The organism is Uliginosibacterium sp. TH139, from assembly GCF_002855595.1.
In the GTDB taxonomy this organism is placed as follows: Bacteria; Pseudomonadota; Gammaproteobacteria; order Burkholderiales; family Rhodocyclaceae; genus Uliginosibacterium; species Uliginosibacterium aquaticum.
Genome location: NZ_PKRR01000001.1, coordinates 364674 through 381614, shown reverse-complemented (window position 1 = coordinate 381614; position 16941 = coordinate 364674). Strand labels below are relative to the sequence as shown.

Annotated in this window: 16 protein-coding genes; 7 read left to right on the top strand and 9 right to left on the bottom strand. The window is 65.7% G+C overall.

Features of this window, described 5'->3' with window-relative positions:
- The first annotated feature begins 25 nt into the window (after nt 1-25).
- The 5 genes from C0V76_RS01805 to C0V76_RS01785 are packed head-to-tail and all read left to right on the top strand — an operon-like array spanning nt 26 to nt 7167.
- Nucleotides 26-1150, top strand: coding sequence for an efflux RND transporter periplasmic adaptor subunit (locus tag C0V76_RS01805; protein WP_101940640.1), 1125 nt, complete (start codon nt 26-28; stop codon nt 1148-1150).
- The gene (locus tag C0V76_RS01800; RefSeq protein WP_254048171.1) at nt 1147-4251 is read left to right on the top strand and encodes an efflux RND transporter permease subunit; all 3105 of its coding nucleotides are present in this window, start codon (nt 1147-1149) and stop codon (nt 4249-4251) included. Before C0V76_RS01805 ends, C0V76_RS01800 begins: the two co-directional genes overlap by 4 nt.
- A gap of 39 nt (nt 4252-4290) precedes the next feature.
- The gene (locus C0V76_RS01795) at nt 4291-5097 is read left to right on the top strand and encodes an oxidoreductase (RefSeq protein ID WP_101940639.1); all 807 of its coding nucleotides are present in this window, start codon (nt 4291-4293) and stop codon (nt 5095-5097) included.
- 46 nt (nt 5098-5143) lie between these two features.
- A complete protein-coding gene (locus tag C0V76_RS01790; RefSeq protein WP_101940638.1) occupies nt 5144-6580 on the top strand; it encodes a DHA2 family efflux MFS transporter permease subunit in 1437 nt (478 codons plus the stop codon).
- Nucleotides 6581-6621: 41 nt separating this feature from the next.
- Complete coding sequence (locus C0V76_RS01785; RefSeq protein WP_101940637.1) at nt 6622-7167, top strand: PaaI family thioesterase; 546 nt, start codon at nt 6622-6624, stop codon at nt 7165-7167.
- Nucleotides 7168-7413: 246 nt separating this feature from the next.
- On the opposite strand, the gene creC is transcribed toward C0V76_RS01785, so the two are convergent.
- Nucleotides 7414-8844 (bottom strand): two-component system sensor histidine kinase CreC, encoded by a 1431-nt coding sequence (gene creC, locus C0V76_RS01780; protein ID WP_101940636.1) that lies wholly within the window; start codon nt 8842-8844, stop codon nt 7414-7416.
- The gene (gene creB / locus C0V76_RS01775) at nt 8841-9521 is read right to left on the bottom strand and encodes a two-component system response regulator CreB (protein WP_101941012.1); all 681 of its coding nucleotides are present in this window, start codon (nt 9519-9521) and stop codon (nt 8841-8843) included. Before creB ends, creC begins: the two co-directional genes overlap by 4 nt.
- Nucleotides 9522-9673: 152 nt before the next feature.
- Between creB and C0V76_RS01770 the strand changes: the two genes are divergently transcribed.
- Nucleotides 9674-10462, top strand: a complete 789-nt coding sequence (locus tag C0V76_RS01770; protein ID WP_101940635.1) for an NPP1 family protein — start codon at nt 9674-9676, stop codon at nt 10460-10462.
- A 25-nt stretch (nt 10463-10487) separates the two neighbouring features.
- Here the strand turns inward: C0V76_RS01770 and C0V76_RS01765 are convergent, their stop codons facing one another.
- The 3 genes from C0V76_RS01765 to gatB form a co-directional block, all read right to left on the bottom strand.
- Nucleotides 10488-11135 carry a glycine zipper 2TM domain-containing protein gene (locus tag C0V76_RS01765; protein ID WP_101940634.1) on the bottom strand — a complete coding sequence of 216 codons (648 nt, stop codon included), beginning with the start codon at nt 11133-11135 and terminating at the stop codon, nt 10488-10490.
- A gap of 162 nt (nt 11136-11297) precedes the next feature.
- Nucleotides 11298-11570, bottom strand: coding sequence for a hypothetical protein (locus tag C0V76_RS01760; RefSeq protein WP_143707323.1), 273 nt, complete (start codon nt 11568-11570; stop codon nt 11298-11300).
- A 36-nt stretch (nt 11571-11606) separates the two neighbouring features.
- Nucleotides 11607-13058, bottom strand: coding sequence for an Asp-tRNA(Asn)/Glu-tRNA(Gln) amidotransferase subunit GatB (gatB, locus tag C0V76_RS01755; protein ID WP_101940632.1), 1452 nt, complete (start codon nt 13056-13058; stop codon nt 11607-11609).
- A 111-nt stretch (nt 13059-13169) separates the two neighbouring features.
- Here gatB and sbcB point away from each other — a divergent pair, with 111 nt between their 5' ends.
- Complete coding sequence (gene sbcB / locus C0V76_RS01750) at nt 13170-14600, top strand: exodeoxyribonuclease I (protein ID WP_101940631.1); 1431 nt, start codon at nt 13170-13172, stop codon at nt 14598-14600.
- Nucleotides 14601-14724: 124 nt separating this feature from the next.
- Here sbcB and C0V76_RS01745 read toward each other — a convergent pair whose 3' ends face one another.
- From C0V76_RS01745 to C0V76_RS01730, 4 genes are all read right to left on the bottom strand, one after another.
- Nucleotides 14725-14952 (bottom strand): hypothetical protein, encoded by a 228-nt coding sequence (locus tag C0V76_RS01745; RefSeq protein WP_216821619.1) that lies wholly within the window; start codon nt 14950-14952, stop codon nt 14725-14727.
- A 117-nt stretch (nt 14953-15069) separates the two neighbouring features.
- Nucleotides 15070-16002, bottom strand: coding sequence for an alpha/beta hydrolase (locus C0V76_RS01740; protein WP_101940630.1), 933 nt, complete (start codon nt 16000-16002; stop codon nt 15070-15072).
- A gap of 108 nt (nt 16003-16110) precedes the next feature.
- Nucleotides 16111-16326 carry a hypothetical protein gene (locus C0V76_RS01735; RefSeq protein WP_101940629.1) on the bottom strand — a complete coding sequence of 72 codons (216 nt, stop codon included), beginning with the start codon at nt 16324-16326 and terminating at the stop codon, nt 16111-16113.
- Nucleotides 16323-16925, bottom strand: a complete 603-nt coding sequence (locus C0V76_RS01730) for a TMEM175 family protein (protein ID WP_101940628.1) — start codon at nt 16923-16925, stop codon at nt 16323-16325. Before C0V76_RS01730 ends, C0V76_RS01735 begins: the two co-directional genes overlap by 4 nt.
- Nucleotides 16926-16941: the final 16 nt, after the last annotated feature.

The window sequence follows — 16941 nt, the reverse complement described above, 5'->3', positions numbered from 1 at the left end:
CGATCACTTCGCCAAAGGGACTTTCATGCTCCGGCTCGCCACTCCTTTATTCATTTGCGCCTTGCCCCTGGCGCTGGTCGCTTGCGGCGAACAGGCTCCGGCCGATCCGCGCACCGGGCAGCCTCTGGTGCGCGCCGCCATCGCCCGCGAGGCGGGCGCGGCTTCACGCTCCTTCACCGGGACCGTAGCGGCCCGGGTGCAGAGCGAGCTCGGCTTCCGCGTTCCCGGCAAGGTACTGGAGCGTTTGGTGGACGCCGGGCAAAGCGTCAAGCGCGGCCAGCCGCTGATGCGCATCGACCCGGTCGATCTGAAACTGGCGGTGCAAGCCCAGCAAGAGGCGGTGGCCGCCGCACGGGCCCGCGCCCTGCAAACGGCGGAAGACGAGGCCCGCTACCGCGATCTGCTCGGCACCGGCGCCATCTCGGCATCCGCGTATGACCAGGTCAAGGCTGCGGCCGATGCCGCCAAGGCGCAGCTCAGCGCGGCGGAGGCCCAGGCAGATGTGGCCCGCAATGCCAGCCGCTATACGGAGCTGGTCGCCGATGGCGACGGCGTGGTTATGGAGACGCTGGCCGAACCGGGCCAAGTCGTCAGCGCGGGGCAGGCCGTGGTGCGCCTGGCCCATGCCGGCCGCCGCGAAGCGGTGATCCAGTTGCCGGAAACGCTGCGCCCGGCCATCGGCTCAGCGGCGCAAGCCACCTTGTTCGGCAAAGAAGGCACGGTCGTTCCGGCCAGGCTGCGCCAGCTTTCCAGTTCGGCGGATCGCCTCACGCGCACCTTCGAGGCGCGCTATGTGCTGGAGGGCGAGTTGTCGAACGCGCCGCTGGGTAGCACGGTAGCGATCCAGATTCCGGAAGAGTCGTCTTCAAAACAGGGCAGTCAGCAGACTGCCGGTCTGCATGTGCCCATCGCAGCCCTGTTCGACCCGGGCAAGGGCCCTGGGGTGTGGGTGATCCAGGGCGAGCCGGCGAAGGTGTCCTGGCGGCCGGTCGCGGTTCAGCGCATCGACGACGCCGGCGCTTATGTTTCGGGCCCGCTCAAGCAGGGCGAGCGCATCGTCGCGCTCGGCGCGCATCTGCTGCGCGAGGGTGAGCAGGTCCGCGTAGCGGGTCTTGCCTCGGGTAAGGCGACAGAAGGAGCGCGTCCGTGAGCGAAGGTCGTTTCAACCCCCCGGCGATCGCGGAGAGCGAGAGCCGTTTCAACCTGTCGGCGCTCGCGGTACGCGAACGCGCCATCACCCTGTTCCTGATCTTCCTGATCTCGGCCGCGGGCATTCTCGCTTTCTTCAAACTGGGGCGCGCGGAAGATCCACCCTTCACGATCAAGCAGATGACCATCGTCACCGCCTGGCCGGGCGCGACCGCGCAGGAGATGCAGGACCAGATCGCCGAGCCGCTGGAAAAGCGCATGCAGGAACTGCGCTGGTACGACCGCGCGGAGACCTTCACCCGCCCGGGCCTGGCCTTCACCATGGTGTCCCTGCGCGACAGCGCACCGCCGTCCGAGGTGCAGGAGGAGTTCTACCAGGCGCGCAAGAAGATCAGCGACGAGGCCAAGAAGCTGCCTGCCGGCGTCATCGGCCCGATGGTCAACGACGAATACGCCGACGTGACCTTCGCGCTCTTCGCCCTCAAGGCCAAGGGCGAGCCGCAGCGCCTGCTGGTGCGCGATGCGGAAACGCTGCGTCAGCAACTACTGCACGTCGCCGGCGTCAAGAAGGTCAACATCATCGGTGAGCAGCCCGAACGCATCTTCGTGTCCTTCTCGCACGACCGTCTGGCGACGCTGGGCGTCGCGCCGCAGGACATCTTCGCCGCGCTCAATAGCCAGAACCTGCTGACCCCCGCCGGCTCCATCGAGACCAAGGGGCCGCAGGTCTTCGTGCGCGTCGACGGTGCTTTCGACACGCTGGAGAAGATCCGCCAGACGCCCATCGTCGCGCAGGGGCGCACGCTGAAACTGTCGGATGTGGCCAGCGTCGAACGTGGTTACGAAGACCCCGCCACTTTCATGGTGCGCAACGGCGGCGAGCCTGCGCTCTTGCTGGGCGTGGTGATGCGCGACGACTGGAACGGGCTGGACCTGGGCAAGGCGCTCGAAGCGGAAGTCACCAAGATCAATGCGGAACTCCCGCTGGGCATGACGCTGACCAAGGTGACCGATCAGGCGGTCAACATCAGCTCGGCGGTGGACGAGTTCATGGTCAAGTTCTTCGTTGCCCTGCTGGTGGTGATGGTGGTGTGTTTCGTCAGCATGGGCTGGCATGTCGGCATCGTGGTGGTGGCGGCCGTGCCGCTGACGCTGGCGGCGGTGTTCGTGATCATGGCGGCCACCGGCAAGAACTTCGACCGCATCACTCTCGGCTCGCTGATCCTGGCGCTGGGCCTGCTGGTGGATGACGCCATCATCGCCATCGAGATGATGGTGGTGAAAATGGAGGAAGGCTACAACCGCATCGCGGCCTCGGCCTATGCCTGGAGCCACACCGCTGCACCCATGCTGTCCGGCACGCTGGTCACGGCCGTCGGCTTCATGCCCAACGGTTTCGCACGTTCTACCGCCGGTGAGTACACCAGCAACATGTTCTGGATCGTCGGCATCGCGCTGATCGCCTCGTGGGTGGTGGCGGTGGTGTTCACGCCCTACCTCGGCGTGAAGATGCTGCCCGACATCAAGAAGGTCGAGGGCGGCCACGCGGCCATTTACGATACGCCGCGCTACAACCGCTTCCGTCAATTGCTGGGGCGCGTCATCGCCCGCAAGTGGATCGTCGCCGCTACAGTGATCGGCCTGTTCGTGACGGCGGTGCTGGGCATGGCCGTGGTCAAGAAGCAGTTCTTCCCCACCTCCGACCGGCCGGAAGTGCTGGTCGAGGTGCAGATGCCTTACGGCAGCTCTATCGAGCAGACCAGCGCCGCGACGGCGAAGGTCGAGGCCTGGCTTGCCAAGCAGGCGGAAGCCAAGATCGTCACCGCCTACATCGGCCAGGGCGCGCCGCGCTTCTTCCTGGCCATGTCGCCCGAGCTGCCCGATCCGTCCTTCGCCAAGATCGTGGTGCTCACCGGCAACGACAAGGAACGTGAGGCCCTCAAGTTCCGGCTGCGCGAGGTGATCGCCGAGGGCCTGGCGCCGGAGGCGCGGGTGCGCGTGACCCAGATCGTGTTCGGGCCGCCTTCACCCTTCCCGGTGGCCTACCGCGTTACCGGGCCGGACCCGGACAAGCTGCGCGAGATCGCCGCCGAGGTCGAGGCCGTCATGCACGCCAGCCCGATGATGCGCACCGTCAACACGGACTGGGGTCCGCGCGTCCCGACCCTGCATTTCACCCTCGACCAGGACCGGCTCCAAGCCGTGGGGCTGAGCTCCAGCTCAGTAGCCTTGCAGTTGCAGTTCCTGCTCAGCGGCGCGCCGCTGACCGAGGTGCGCGAGGATATCCGCTCGGTGCAGGTGGTCGGTCGCTCGGCCGGCGACACCCGTCTCGACCCCGCCAAGATCGCCGGCTTCACGCTGGTCGGCTCGGCCGGGCAGCGCATCCCGCTGTCTCAGGTGGGCAAGGTCGAGGTGCGCATGGAAGACCCGATCCTGCGGCGACGCGACCGCACGCCGACGATCACAGTGCGCGGCGACATCGCCGAAGGCTTGCAGCCGCCCGACGTATCGACCGCCATGACCCAGCAGCTGCAGCCCATCATGGCCAAGCTGCCGAGCGGCTACCGCATCGTGGAGGCCGGCTCCATCGAGGAAGCCGGCAAGGCAACGGTCGCCATGCTGCCGATCTTCCCGATCATGTTGGCGGCCACTCTGCTGATCATCATCCTGCAGGTGCGCTCGATCTCCGGCATGGTCATGGTCTTCCTGACCAGCCCGCTGGGGCTGATCGGCGTGGTGCCGACGCTGCTGCTGTTTCAACAACCATTTGGCATCAACGCGCTGGTCGGCCTGATCGCGCTGTCAGGCATCCTGATGCGCAACACGCTGATCCTGATCGGCCAGATCCGCGAGAACGAAGAGGCCGGGCTCGATCCCTTCCGCGCACTGGTGGAGGCCACCGTGCAGCGCGCGCGGCCGGTGATCCTGACCGCGCTGGCCGCGATCCTGGCCTTCATCCCGCTGACCCATTCGGTGTTCTGGGGAACGCTGGCCTACACGCTGATCGGCGGCACGCTCGCCGGCACGGTGCTGACGCTGGTGTTCCTGCCGGCCATGTATTCCATCTGGTTCAAGATCAGGCCCGCGCCTTCGCAGGGCTGATTCCTTTACCCCAACTTACCCGCATAAAAAGGATCTGCCATGTCTAATTCAAAAGTTGTCGTTGTGACCGGCGTGTCGTCGGGCATCGGGCGCGCCGCCGCCAGCAAGTTTGCCCAGCAAGGTTGCCGGGTCTTCGGCACCGTGCGCAATAAAGCCAGCGCGCAAGCTATTCCGGGTGTCGTACTGGTCGAGATGGATATCCGCGACGAAGCGTCCATCGAGCGCGGCATCCAGACCGTCATCGGCCATGCCAAACGCATCGACGTGCTGGTCAACAGCGCAGGCGTGACGCTGCTGGGCGCGACCGAGGAAACCTCGATCGACGAAGCACGGACCTTGTTCGACACCAATCTGTTCGGCCTGCTGCGCACCATCAAGGCCGTGCTGCCCTACATGCGTGGTCAGGGGTCGGGGCGCATCGTCAACGTCAGCTCGGTGCTGGGCTTCTTGCCCGCGCCGTATATGGCGCTGTATTCCGCCTCCAAGCATGCGGTGGAAGGCTTGTCCGAGACCCTGGATCACGAGGTGCGCCAGTTCGGCATCCGCGTGGCGCTGGTCGAGCCTTCCTTCACCAAGACCAATCTGGATCTCAACGCGCCGCAGACCATCGCCAGAATTCCGGCCTACGGCAAGGAGCTGGGCGTCGTGTCTCAGGCCATCCAGAACAACGTGCAGAAAGCGCCGCTGCCCGATGGCGTCGCCAAGACGATTGTCGATGCCGCCCTGGGCCCCTGGAAGATGCGTCATACGCCGAAAGGCGAAGCCTCGCTGCTGGCCAAGCTGCGCCGCTTCATGCCCGCCGGCCCGGTCGAGAAAGGCTTGCGGAAAACCTTTGGGCTTGCCTGAGTCCTCGCTGCAGGCATCCCGTCCTCGCCAACATTCGAAGCGCCCCATGAGCACCCCCGACAAGCAGATCGTTCTCTCCCCGCCGGCCTCCGCGAAGCAGGCCTCGCCAGACACCGCCTCGCCCTGGCCGGTGTTCTGGGTGGCCAGCATCGCGGTGTTCCTGGTGTCGATGGACGGCACCATGCTGTTCGCCGCCTTCAGCGCGCTGCGGGCCGGTTTTCCGCAGGCCACGGCGGCCGATCTCTCGTGGGTGCTGAATGCCTACACGGTGGTGTATGCCGCGATGCTGATCCCCTCCGGCGGTCTGGCCGACAGACATGGGCGCAAGAAGGTGTTTCTGCTGGGCGTGACGCTGTTCCTGGCGGCGTCGGTGGCCTGCGGTCTGGCACCGAACGTGGCCTGGCTGGTCGCGGCCAGAGCGTTGCAAGCCCTGGGCGCGGCATTACTGACGCCGGCTTCGCTCTCGCTGGTGCTGGCGGCCTTCCCGGCCAACAAGCGTGCGGTGGCGGTCAGCCTGTGGAGCGCGGTGGGTGGTCTGGCCGCCGCAGTCGGGCCCAGCCTGGGCGCCTTCGTCGTGGCCTCGCTCGGCTGGCCGTGGGCCTTCTACCTGAACCTGCCGCTGGGCATGTTCGCCATCTGGCGCGGCGTCACGCTGCTGAGCGAAGCGAAGCAGCCCAACAAAGGACGGCCACTCGATCTGGTGGGCATGGGCTTGCTGATCGTCGGCATCGGCGCCTTGGCGCTGTCCATCGTGCAGGCCGAGTCGCCCGACTGGTCGCGCCATGAACTTCTGGAAGTGGCCGGACTCGGGCTCGCCAGCATCGCCGGCTTCATCGCCTGGGCGCGGTTTGCCCGCGCGCCGCTGGTGGATCTGAGCCTGTTCCGCAACGCCACCTACCGCTATGTGAACCTCGCGAGCCTGAGCTTCGGCATCGCCTTCTCGATGATGTTCTTCGCCTTCTTCTTCTACATGAATGCGATCTGGCACTACTCGCTGCCGCTGGCGGGCATTGCGATGGCTCCCGGGCCGCTGTGCGTCGTGCCGGTGGCGGCACTGTCGGGGCGATTGGCGGGGCGCTACGGCCACCGACCCTTGCTGGTCGTCGGCTGCCTGATCTACGCGCTGAGCGGACTATGGTTCTTGCTGGTGCCGGGCACCGAGCCCGCCTACCTGACGCAATGGCTGCCGGGCGCGCTGCTCAGCGGCACGGGCGTGGGCATGGTGCTGCCCTCATTGTCGGGCGCGGCCGTCAGCCACCTACCTGCACAGCACTACGCCGTCGGCAGTGCCGTCAATCAGGCGATACGCCAGATCGGCTCGGTCATGGGCGTCGCGCTCACCGTCTTGCTGCTGGGCAGTGCAGTTCTGCGCCGCGCCGACTTCGATGCGGTCTATCTATGCCATATGGGTCTGGCGCTGCTAACCGCCGCATTGTGTCTCCCGGTCAGAACCGGTCCAGCAAACCTTGCCAGGAAATCGTAAGTTGACCCAGCATCAAGCGGCATTCACCAAGCGGAAAGATCATGGAAATTGAAAAGAGCCCGGCTGGCTGGGCGAGCCAGCAATCGGATGCCATTCAACGCGCGCTCGACGGCGGTGGATCGCCTGGTCTGGCCCGCATGGAGCAGCTCGCCGGCAAGAGCGGACGGGCCATTCTCGAAGCCATGCTGGCCGGTGAGCTGCCCTATCCACCCATGAACGACACCCTGAACATGACGCTGCTGGAAGTGGGCGACGGCCAGGCCGTGTTCCAGGGTATCCCGCTTTTGCAGCACTACAACCCGCTGGGCACCGTGCACGGCGGCTGGTTTGCCACGTTGCTGGATTCCGCGCTGGGCTGTGCCGTTCAAACGACGCTGCCGGCCGGGCGCACCTACACGACCGCGGGGCTGAGCATCAATATCGTGCGATCCGCATCGCACACAACCGGCCCACTGCGCGCCGTCGCCACGGTGGTACACCGGGGCGGTCAAATGGCTACAGCAGAAGCACGCGTCGAAGACGAGCAAGGCAGGTTGTACGCACACGCAACCACAACCTGTTTTGTTTTCAAGGCTCAAGCTGCTTGACGGCAAGCGTGCACGAAGCTGTTCAGCTCAAGAGCGGGTGCATTAGCAAACCGCTAAATACCAGATGCCGTCGCTCATAAGAGGCGCTTCGACGAGCGGCTATGGCCGACTTGTCGGCAGGGGCTGTCTGGCTGGTTTCCGAGGCGAAGCAGCCACCTGAATGGCGGGCTTGAAGAAGAAAATGCGACCGGCCGCAGCGGGCCGATTGTACGCATTCAGCCTTCCACAAAGCCGCACCCATCGGACTCACCCAAGCGCCACCCGCAGACACGCCTCGACTCCGCCCTCGGAGTGATTCGCCAGGCTGACGCTGCCGCCATGCAGGCGAGCAACCTCCTGAGCGATGGCGAGGCCTAGGCCTGAGCCCTTGCTGCCATCGGGGCGCGGCAGGCCGTAGAAGCGCTCGAAGAGATGCGGCAGGGCGTAATCAGGAATGCCGGCGCCCTGATCGCGGAGGCGGAAGCAGCATTCACTAGCCTCTATGCTCGCGGACAGGCGGATCAGGCTGCCGGCGGGGGCATGGTCGAGTGCATTGTCGAGCAGATTGCCGAGCGCCAGCAGCAGACGCTCGCGTTCGCCGCGCAGGGCGATGGAGGTCTCCGGCACAAGCGTTTCGAAGCTGATGCCATGCGCATCAGCGCGCGGTTGGCGCACACGGCACAAATCCTCCAGCAACTCACCAGCCTCCAGCGTCTCCAGCTCGCCCAGCCTACGTCCGGCTTCGAGGCGGGAAAGGGAAAGCATGCGCTCGACGCATTCCTGCATGCGTGCGCTTTGGCTTAGCACATGGCCGGCGAAGCGCTGGCGCTGCTCGGCCGGCAACTCGGCTTCGGCGAGGATTTCACCGGCGCCGCGCAAGGCGGCGAGCGGGCTCTTGAGTTCGTGGGTCAGCGCCTGCACGGTCTGCTCGACGTATTGCTTGCCTTCAAGCTTCTGGCGCATCGCTTCCATGGCGCGGGCGAGATCGGAAAGCTCCTGCCCGCCGCCTAGCGGAGGATTGGCCGCTTCGCCGGCGGCCACGGCCTGAGCATAGCGACGCAGGCGGCGGATCGAGCCGGTGAGCCACAGGGTGACCAGCAGACCGATCAGCGCCGCGCCGCCCATCAGCCAGAAGCCGTGCTTGAGGATGGTTTGCTCGCTGCGGGTAATGATGGGCTGCACGGTGCGCACCGGCTTGGCCAGGGTGAGCACGCCGATGATGCGCTCGCCATCACGCACCGGCGCGGCGACATAGAAGACCGAGGAGCCATCGTCGTCCGGATCATCACGCGTGGAGCGAGCACCATATTCGCCGCGCAGAGTGCGGTAGACATCGTTCCAGCGTGAGTGGTCGGCGCCGACGCTGCGGTTGTCGGAGTCGAAACGCACGATGCCCTCGGCATCGGTGACGGTGACGCGAAAATCCAGCGTGCTCTTGCGGAAGTGCCAGATCGGCGCATCCACGCCGCGCCTGCGGTAGTCAGCAATCCGCGCGGCGAACTCCCCCTTGCCGATGCGGCCGGCACGCAACTCGTCGGCCGCCATCACGGCGAGAATGTTGGCGCTATCGACCATGGTCTCTTCGATGGCCTCACGCACGCTAGGCTGCACCTCGCCCACGAAGATGCGCAGCACAAAAAAGGCGGCAAGGCCGACGACCAGGAAGTAACCAAGCAGAATGCGCAGCGGCAGGTTCATGCCAGCGCCAGCGAGTAGCCCATGCCGCGATGGGTGAGGATCGGGTCCAACTCGGGCGCCACCGCGCGCAGCTTGGCGCGCAGGGTCTTGATATGGGTGTCGACGGTGCGGTCGGTGCTCTCGCTGCCCGCGCCCCACACCGCGTCCAGCAACTGGTCGCGCGAGAACACGCGACCGGGCTGCTTGAGCAAATGGCGCAGCAGCAGGTATTCGTAGCGGGTCAGCGGCAGCGGCTGACCGGCATGCAGGACGCGCGCGCCGGCTTCGTCCAGCTGCAGACCCGGCACGGCTTGAGCAGGCGCAGCCAGCGCGCCGCTACGCCGCAGCATCACGCGCAGCCGGGCCACCACCTCGCGCGGGCTGAAGGGCTTGGCGACGTAATCATCCGCGCCGATCTCGAAGCCCAGCACCCGGTCGATCTCCTCGGAGCGCGCGGTGAGGAACATCACCGGAAGGGCCGCGTCCTGTGCACGGATGCGCCGGCACAATTCGAAGCCGGAGAGATCCGGCAGGCCCACATCCAGCACCGCCACCGCGATCCCGCCCTGCGCCAGCCGCGCCAGCGCCTCACCGCCGGTGGCGACATGGCAGGGCTCGAAGCCTTCGCTCCGGAGCGCCCAGGCCAAGGTGTCGGCAATCGCCGGTTCGTCTTCAACAAGCAGGATCACGGGAGTCATGCCGGCATTCTCCGGCACCGGCCGGTACAGCAGCAAGGCACAAACTGCGGAGCAGATGTCATGTGCGCTTCATGGCGACGTAATCAGGGCTGGTGAAACTTGCTGGCGTACCGGCGCTCGCGCCGGGAAAACCACACCAAGGAGACCCAAACATGCCCCGCCACCCACAGCTCAGCGCCTTGCTACTGACCCTGGCCTTCACCGGCAACGCCCATGCCGACCTCTTCGGCAAGCTCGACCAGGCCTTGCCCGCCAAAATCAGCATCACGGCCAATCACCCGGTGTTTGATTTCGATAGCGATGGCTGCCTGCCCAGCGCCGGTATCAGCCGCGAGGGCAAGCAGAACGGCGGCCTGAATCCTTCCGGCAGCCTCGGTGGCGGTTGCCGCGCCACCAGCTTTCTCGACAGCTCGAACACCCTGCACCGCTACGCCTGCATCGCCAGCGGCAGCGACACCTATTGCGGCCACTTCTACGCGCTCTACTTCCTGAAGGATCAGATCAGCACGCTGGGCGGCGGCCATCGCCACGACTGGGAGCATGCCGCCGTATGGACCAAGAATGGCGTCGTCACCCATGCCGGTTACAGCGCCCACGGCAAGCTCTACAACGCCGAGATTGGTACGCTGGCCCAGCAGAGCGGGCATGTGAAGATCGTGTATCACAAGGATGGCGTCTCGACCCATGCCCTGCGCTTCGCTTCCAGCGGCGAAGCGGCCGAGAACAGCTATGGCAGCTTCGTCGCGCCACAGATCATCAGCTGGTATGCGCTCAAGGGCGATGGCGTGAGCAATGCCACGATGCGCGCCAATCTGAACAGCTTCGACTACGGCTCGGCCAGCATCCCGCTCAAGGACAGCAACTTCCTGAGCAATCTGAACACCTACAAGCCGGCGAGCTACCCGAGCTTCACCCAGGCCAGCATCGACGCTTCCCAGTAAGCCCCTGAGCCAGCGGCCTCGCGCCTCAGCGGTGGTGCGGGCCGTAGGGGCCGTAGGGGCCGCGCGGGCCAGGCCACAGATCCCAGTGCAGCACCACCGGCGGCGTCACATACACCGGCGCCGCCCGGCGCGTGACCACCGCCGGCTCTTCGATCACGGTTTCAGTCGTGTCATAGGCCTGATCGTCGTCCTGCACCACCGAAGCGGCCGGGCCGATCTGCAGCGGGATGCGCTCGCCGGGCTCGTTGGCCAGACGCGTCGTGTAACGGCGGCCGGCGTATTCATAGACCACGTCATAACCGATGATCTGCTGGCTGCGCACCTGCCGCGTGCTGCAGCGGCGCACCGTACGCGTGGTCGTGCCCTTGTCGGCATTCGCCACCTGATCACCGACCACCGCACCGGCAATCACACCGGCCGCCGTGGCCGCAGCATTGCCGGCGCCGCGGCCGACAGTACTACCCAGAATGCCCCCGGCCACCGCGCCGATCACCGAGCCTGCGGCATTGTGAGGCTGCTCGACTTCGACCTGCTCATCACGGCAAGTGCGCTGCGGCGTAAGCACTTCGCGGGTAACTGCTGTACTGGAAACTACCTGGCCGTATTCAGCGGCAGCAGCCAGGCTGCTCAGGCAGGACAGGAGGGTCAGGGTAATGATCTGCTTCTTCATCATGATGGAACTCCTTCTGGCGGATTCGCCATGAGTCCATCTTGCTGCAGGCAGATGTAAAGCGCGTTTGCGCGAGATGTGCAGAGAGTTAAAGAAGTGTGTCCAGTTGTAAGCGAACCCGGCCCGGCTTCTTCAACGCCCTGATCGGCACAGCAGGGGGAGCGACTAAGGCGCGTTGGCCTGCATGGTCTCCAGCGCTTCCTGACATTGCTTGCGCGTGGCATAAACCATGTATTCGCTCTGCGGGCTGACCCGGCAAGCCCGTCCAGGGAAGTCCAGCCCGAAGGCCTTGCTGACATCGGCCGGACTGCAGTGCTTAAAGCGGGCGATCAAGGCCGGCTTGATCGCCACGCACCGCGTGGTTTCGGGCTTGAGCCAGTCGAAGCCGTATTGCCCAGGGGATGGCAAAGCCTCGGCAGCGGCCAGCTGAGCGCCCATCAAAAGGAGCCAGGCGACTCCTGACTTCAGCATCGCTCAGCCGAGCTTCTTCTTCAGCAGCTCGTTCACCTGCGCCGGCGAAGCCTTGCCCTTGCTGGCCTTCATGACCTGACCCACCAACGCGTTGAAGGCCTTTTCCTTGCCGGCCTTGTATTCGGCGACGTTCTGCGCGTTGTTGGCCAGCACCTCGTCGATGATCGGCTCGATGGCCGAAGCGTCAGTCACCTGCTTGAGGCCCTGCTTCTCGATCACTTCGTCGGCCGTGGCGCCCTCGCCATTCCACAAAGCTTCGAAGACCTTCTTGGCGATGTTGTTGGAGATGGTGTTGTCAGCAATCCGGGCGATCAGGCCAGCGAGCTGGGCGGCCGCAACCGGACTGTCGGCCACACTCTTCTCTTCCTTGTTGAGGCGCGCGGCGAGTTCGCCCATCACCCAGTTGGCGGCAATCTTGGCCTGCGCGGCGCCGGCCAGCTTGACGACTTCGACGTAGTACAGCGCGGTGTCGCGACTTGAGGTCAGGCCAGCAGCATCGTAGGCAGACAGGCCGTATTCGCTCTGGAAGCGGGCGGCGAGTTGCACCGGCAGTTCCGGCATGCTGGCCGCCACTTCAGCTTTCCACTCGTCACTGATCACCAGCGGCAGCAGATCGGGGTCCGGGAAGTAGCGGTAGTCGTGCGCGTCTTCCTTGGTGCGCATCACGCGGGTCTCGCCCGAGTCCGGGTCGAAAAGTACCGTGGCTTGCTGGATCTTGCCGCCGTCTTCGATCGTCTCGATCTGCCAGTTGATTTCGTAATCGATGGCCTGCTGCAGGAAGCGGAAGGAGTTCAGGTTCTTGATCTCGCGGCGGGTGCCGAGCGGCTCGCCGGGGCGGCGCACGGAGACGTTGGCGTCACAGCGGAAGCTGCCCTCCTGCATGTTGCCGTCGCAGATGTCGATCCACTGCACCAGCGCGTGCAACGCCTTGGCGTAGGCCACGGCTTCGGCCGAGGAACTCATGTCCGGCTCGGTCACGATCTCCAGTAGCGGCGTGCCGGCACGGTTCAGATCGATGCCGCTCTGGCCATGGAAGTCTTCGTGCAGGCTCTTGCCGGCGTCTTCTTCGAGGTGGGCGCGGGTCAGGTGCACGACCTTGGTGTAGGCCTTGTCACCCTCGCCGACCTGAATGGTGATTTCACCGCCCACGACGACCGGCAGGTCCATCTGGCTGATCTGGTAGCCCTTGGGCAGGTCGGGATAGAAGTAATTCTTGCGCGCAAACACCGAGCGCGGCGCGATTTCAGCGCCGATGGCGAGGCCGAAACGGATCGCGCGTTCCACGGCGCCGCGGTTGAGCACCGGCAGCACGCCGGGCAGGGCGATATCCACGGCGCAGGCCTGCACATTGGGCTCGGCACCGAAGGCAGTACTGGCTCCGGAGAAGATCTTGGAGGTGGTGTTGAGCTGGGCGTGGGTTTCCAGGCCGATGACAACTTCCCAATCGCGACGCATGGCAGGCTTTCAGACAGGTATTTGCTAACCCGTAATGGTAACGCAGAGCTGCCCGCACCGGCCCGACGCGTAGAATCCGCCCTGCCCTCCTTTTTGCCCGCCCCGCCCGCAATGAGCCTTTCCTTCTACTGGCACGACTACGAAACCTTCGGCATCTCGACCCGCCGCGACCGCCCGGCCCAGTTCGCCGGCATCCGCACCGATGCCGAGCTGAACGAGATCGGCGCGCCGCTGATGATCTACTGCCAGCCGGCACCGGATTACCTGCCGGACCCGGAATCCTGCCTGCTCACCGGCATCCTGCCGCAGACCTGCCTCGCCCAGGGCGTGCCTGAAGCTGAGTTCGCTGCCATCATCGAACGCGAGTTGGGCGAGCCGGGCACCATCGGCCTGGGCTACAACACCATCCGTTTCGACGACGAAGTCACCCGCCACCTGTTCTGGCGCAACCTGATCGATCCCTATGCGCGCGAGTGGCAGAACGATTGCGGCCGCTGGGATCTGCTCGACGTGGTGCGCACCGTCTATGCCCTGCGCCCCGAGGGCATCGAGTGGCCGAAGCACGAAGACGGCCGCCCTTCCTTCAAGCTGGAGCACCTCTCCAAGGCCAACGGCCTGCTGCACGAAGCCGCCCACGACGCCTTGTCGGACGTGCGCGCCACCATCGCCCTGGCGCGCCTGATCCGCGAGAAACAGCCGCGCCTGTGGGACTTCTGCCTCAAGCTGCGCAAGAAAGACGCGGTCGCCGCCGAGATCGACCTGCTTAATCCGAAGCCCTTCCTGCACATCTCCGGCATGTTCGGCCCGGAGCGCGGCTGCCTGGCGATCTGCTGGCCGCTGGCGCAGCACCCCACCAACAAGAACGAGATCATCGTGTGGGATCTGGCCGCCGACCCATCCGAGCTCGCCGGGCTGGACGCCGACACGATCCGCCTGCGCATGTTCACCAAAACGGATGAGCTGCCCGAGGGCATGAGCCGCCTGCCGATCAAGACCATCCACATCAACAAGTCGCCCATCGCGATCAGCAACCTCAAGGTGCTGGACGCCGCCACGGCTGCCAAATGGGGCGTGGATTTTGCGCTCGTCGAGCAGCACGCCGCTGCCGCCCGTGCCCTGCCGCCGCTCGCCGCCAAGTGGGCGGCCGTGTTCCAGCGCCCAGCCGGTGCAGACCGGGCCGATGTGGATGAAGACCTTTACGGCGGCTTCGTCGGCAATGGCGACCGCAAGAAGCTCAACGAGCTACGCGGCCTCGATCCAGTCGAGCTCGGCCAGACCCCCATCAGTTTTCAGGACGAACGCCTCGAGGAAATCCTCTTCCGCTACCGCGCCCGCAACTTCCCGCACACCCTCACAGAGGACGAGCTGCAACGCTGGGAAACCCATCGCGTGGCCTGCCTGCATGAAGGCGCTGGCCCGCGTGATCTGATGAGCTTCTTCGAAAAGATCGATGCGCTGAGTGAAACGGTGGATGAGCGCGGCGAGGAGATCCTCGGCGCGCTCTACGACTACGCCGAGAGCATCGCACCGCCAGCACCTTGATTACACCAGGGGGAGCGACGCCCACGCCGTAAACGAAAACGCCACCCTTGCAGGGGTGGCGTGGGGCGGAACACAGCGGTACCGATGGAGGAGGAGCGGCGCCCGCTGTGAGCCCGGACTCGCCTTACTTGGCGGCCGGTGCCGAGGCGGCCGGGGTTGCAGCCCCGTGCGCCTTTTCAGTCTTGTGTTCGGCCTTCTTCTCGGTCTTGTGGACCGGTTTGGCTTCCTTCGTTGCCGGAGCGGTCTTGGCAGGCACTGCCGCCGGAGCGGAAGCGGCGGCCGGTACATCGGCGGCGAACACGCTGCCGGCAGCGAAGGTGGCGATCAGGGCGGTCAGGATGGTCTTGTTCATGGTCAGGCTCCTTGGGTTTGATGGCCCGGACTCGCTGTGTGCTTGTCCGATGGGTTCATCATGGCCTTGCAAGCTGACCGAAGCCTGAGCCGGAGCTTGCATGAAGCTGACATGCGCTCAGGGCGCCAGGGCCGCCCGCCAGGCGGGTGCCAGGCTCGCCAGAAAGGCCTCCACCGCGTCGGTATAGGCGCCTGGCAAACCGAGTTGCTCGTTGATCTCGCCGTGGCTGGCGGCCTGCTCCCGCAGCTCCACGCGCAGACCGAGGCTGCGTGCCTGCTGTGCATAGCGCCGGGTGCCGGCGCAGGGTTGGTCCGGCCGCTGGCTGGAGCACACCGCCAGCAAGGGTGGCGCCTCGCGGGTGAGCTGCTGGTAGGGCGAGCTGGCCTGCCACACCATGGGGTCGCTGCCGAACGCCTTGTCGTAGAAGCCGTAATGCTTGCCCTCCATCGTGGCAACAATATCCATCGCGGCGGTGTCGAGCGATATCGTGCCCAGCCAAGGGCGGGCCCCCTGCCCCAAAGCGATCTGCGGGGCACTGTTGAGCAGACTCACCAGATGCGCGCCGGCCGAATGCCCCATCAGCGCGAAGGCCGCCGGATCACCGCCCCAGCCGGCCGCCTTGCCCTGCGCGAAGGCAAGCGCGCGGGCCACGTCTTGGGCCTGCTCGTGCGGGGGGGTGGGCAGCAAGCGGTAGTTGGTCGAGATGAAGATCACGCCGCGTGCCAGCCAGCGCGCCGCCTTGTTGTCCACCACCCGGCTCATGGCCTTGTCGCCAGTACGCCAGGCGCCGCCATGCACCATCAGGATCACCGGCGCTTGCTTCGGCGCGGCCGGCAGATAGACGTCCAGACGCTGGCGGGCATCCGGACCGTAGGCCAGATCGCGCAGCGCCCGGCTACCGGCAGGCAGCTTGCCGGCGCTCGCGCCATCGGCCTCCTCGCCCCACTCCGCACGCTCGGCACGGCGCTCACGCAGGCGATCGAGCAAAGGGCCGGCCTGGGCGGCCTGCAAGCCCAGCACGATCAGGGTCACGGATAGTACGGCTCGCATCGTTAACTCTCCTCGGAAGCGATTCACGATTCATTCGCAAAAGCCTGCAGGGCTGACCTCGGCCCGCCAGCACCAGAGGGGCTACGGAGCTCGCACCTGCGTTCTTGTTCAGCCAAACAGACCGCTGCCGGCCACAAGCATCAGGCCTAGCAACAGGATCAGGGCGGCAGCCTTCAGGCTGCGTGGCCAGTCCCGCGCCAGGTGCTGCAAGGGGCGCGCCCGGGTAGGTGGGGTGGCCGCGGCCAGGCGCGCCCGCAACTTCAGCAGTGCCGCATCCTTGGCCTGATCATCGCGCGCGAAAAGCTCGCGCTCAGGCTGGGTCATGGCGCGCTACCGTTTTGCTCGCCCCGCGCACGCAGGACTCGTTCGATCCGCGTATCCGGCACCAGCCACAGAATCGCCACCAGCACGTAGATCGCGCAGGCCAGCCAGGCCGACACAAAGGCCAGGCCAATCGCCACGGCGTACAGCAGGACCGAGCCATAGCCCTTCCAGTCTGGTCCGATAGCCTTTTTCAGGAGCGAGCCCGAGCCCTGCGCACAGATGATGACGTGGGCCAGGATCCAGTAGGCCACCGCCGCCATCAGCAGCACAAAACCATACAGCGCTGCCGGTGCGGCGGCAAAGTGGTTCTCGCCGAGCCAACCGGTGGCGAAGGGAATCAGCGACAGCCAGAACAGCAGGTGCAGGTTGGCCCACAGGATGCCGCCAGTCACCTCGCGCACCGTGTGCAGCATGTGGTGATGGTTGTTCCAGTAGATGCCGATGTAGATGAAGCTCAGCAGGTAGCTGAGAAACACTGGCAGCAGAGGCTGCAGCACCGCCAGTTCGCTGCTGTGCGGCACTTTCAGCTCCAGCACCATGATCGTGATGATGATGGCGAGCACGCCATCACTGAAGGCTTCAAGCCGGGTTTTGCCCATCTTGCGTCTCCTTTCT

Bases quoted from the DNA above. Each gene is read 5' to 3' on its own strand.
- C0V76_RS01805 (WP_101940640.1), top strand. From the start codon at position 26: ATGCTCCGGCTCGCCACTCCTTTATTCATTTGCGCCTTGCCCCTGGCG.
- C0V76_RS01795 (WP_101940639.1), top strand. From the start codon at position 4,291: ATGTCTAATTCAAAAGTTGTCGTTGTGACCGGCGTGTCGTCGGGCATC.
- C0V76_RS01790 (WP_101940638.1), top strand. From the start codon at position 5,144: ATGAGCACCCCCGACAAGCAGATCGTTCTCTCCCCGCCGGCCTCCGCG.
- C0V76_RS01785 (WP_101940637.1), top strand. From the start codon at position 6,622: ATGGAAATTGAAAAGAGCCCGGCTGGCTGGGCGAGCCAGCAATCGGAT.
- creC (WP_101940636.1), bottom strand. From the start codon at position 8,844: ATGAACCTGCCGCTGCGCATTCTGCTTGGTTACTTCCTGGTCGTCGGC.
- creB (WP_101941012.1), bottom strand. From the start codon at position 9,521: ATGACTCCCGTGATCCTGCTTGTTGAAGACGAACCGGCGATTGCCGAC.
- C0V76_RS01770 (WP_101940635.1), top strand. From the start codon at position 9,674: ATGCCCCGCCACCCACAGCTCAGCGCCTTGCTACTGACCCTGGCCTTC.
- C0V76_RS01765 (WP_101940634.1), bottom strand. From the start codon at position 11,135: ATGATGAAGAAGCAGATCATTACCCTGACCCTCCTGTCCTGCCTGAGC.
- C0V76_RS01760 (WP_143707323.1), bottom strand. From the start codon at position 11,570: ATGGGCGCTCAGCTGGCCGCTGCCGAGGCTTTGCCATCCCCTGGGCAA.
- gatB (WP_101940632.1), bottom strand. From the start codon at position 13,058: ATGCGTCGCGATTGGGAAGTTGTCATCGGCCTGGAAACCCACGCCCAG.
- sbcB (WP_101940631.1), top strand. From the start codon at position 13,170: ATGAGCCTTTCCTTCTACTGGCACGACTACGAAACCTTCGGCATCTCG.
- C0V76_RS01745 (WP_216821619.1), bottom strand. From the start codon at position 14,952: ATGAACAAGACCATCCTGACCGCCCTGATCGCCACCTTCGCTGCCGGC.
- C0V76_RS01740 (WP_101940630.1), bottom strand. From the start codon at position 16,002: ATGCGAGCCGTACTATCCGTGACCCTGATCGTGCTGGGCTTGCAGGCC.
- C0V76_RS01735 (WP_101940629.1), bottom strand. From the start codon at position 16,326: ATGACCCAGCCTGAGCGCGAGCTTTTCGCGCGCGATGATCAGGCCAAG.
- C0V76_RS01730 (WP_101940628.1), bottom strand. From the start codon at position 16,925: ATGGGCAAAACCCGGCTTGAAGCCTTCAGTGATGGCGTGCTCGCCATC.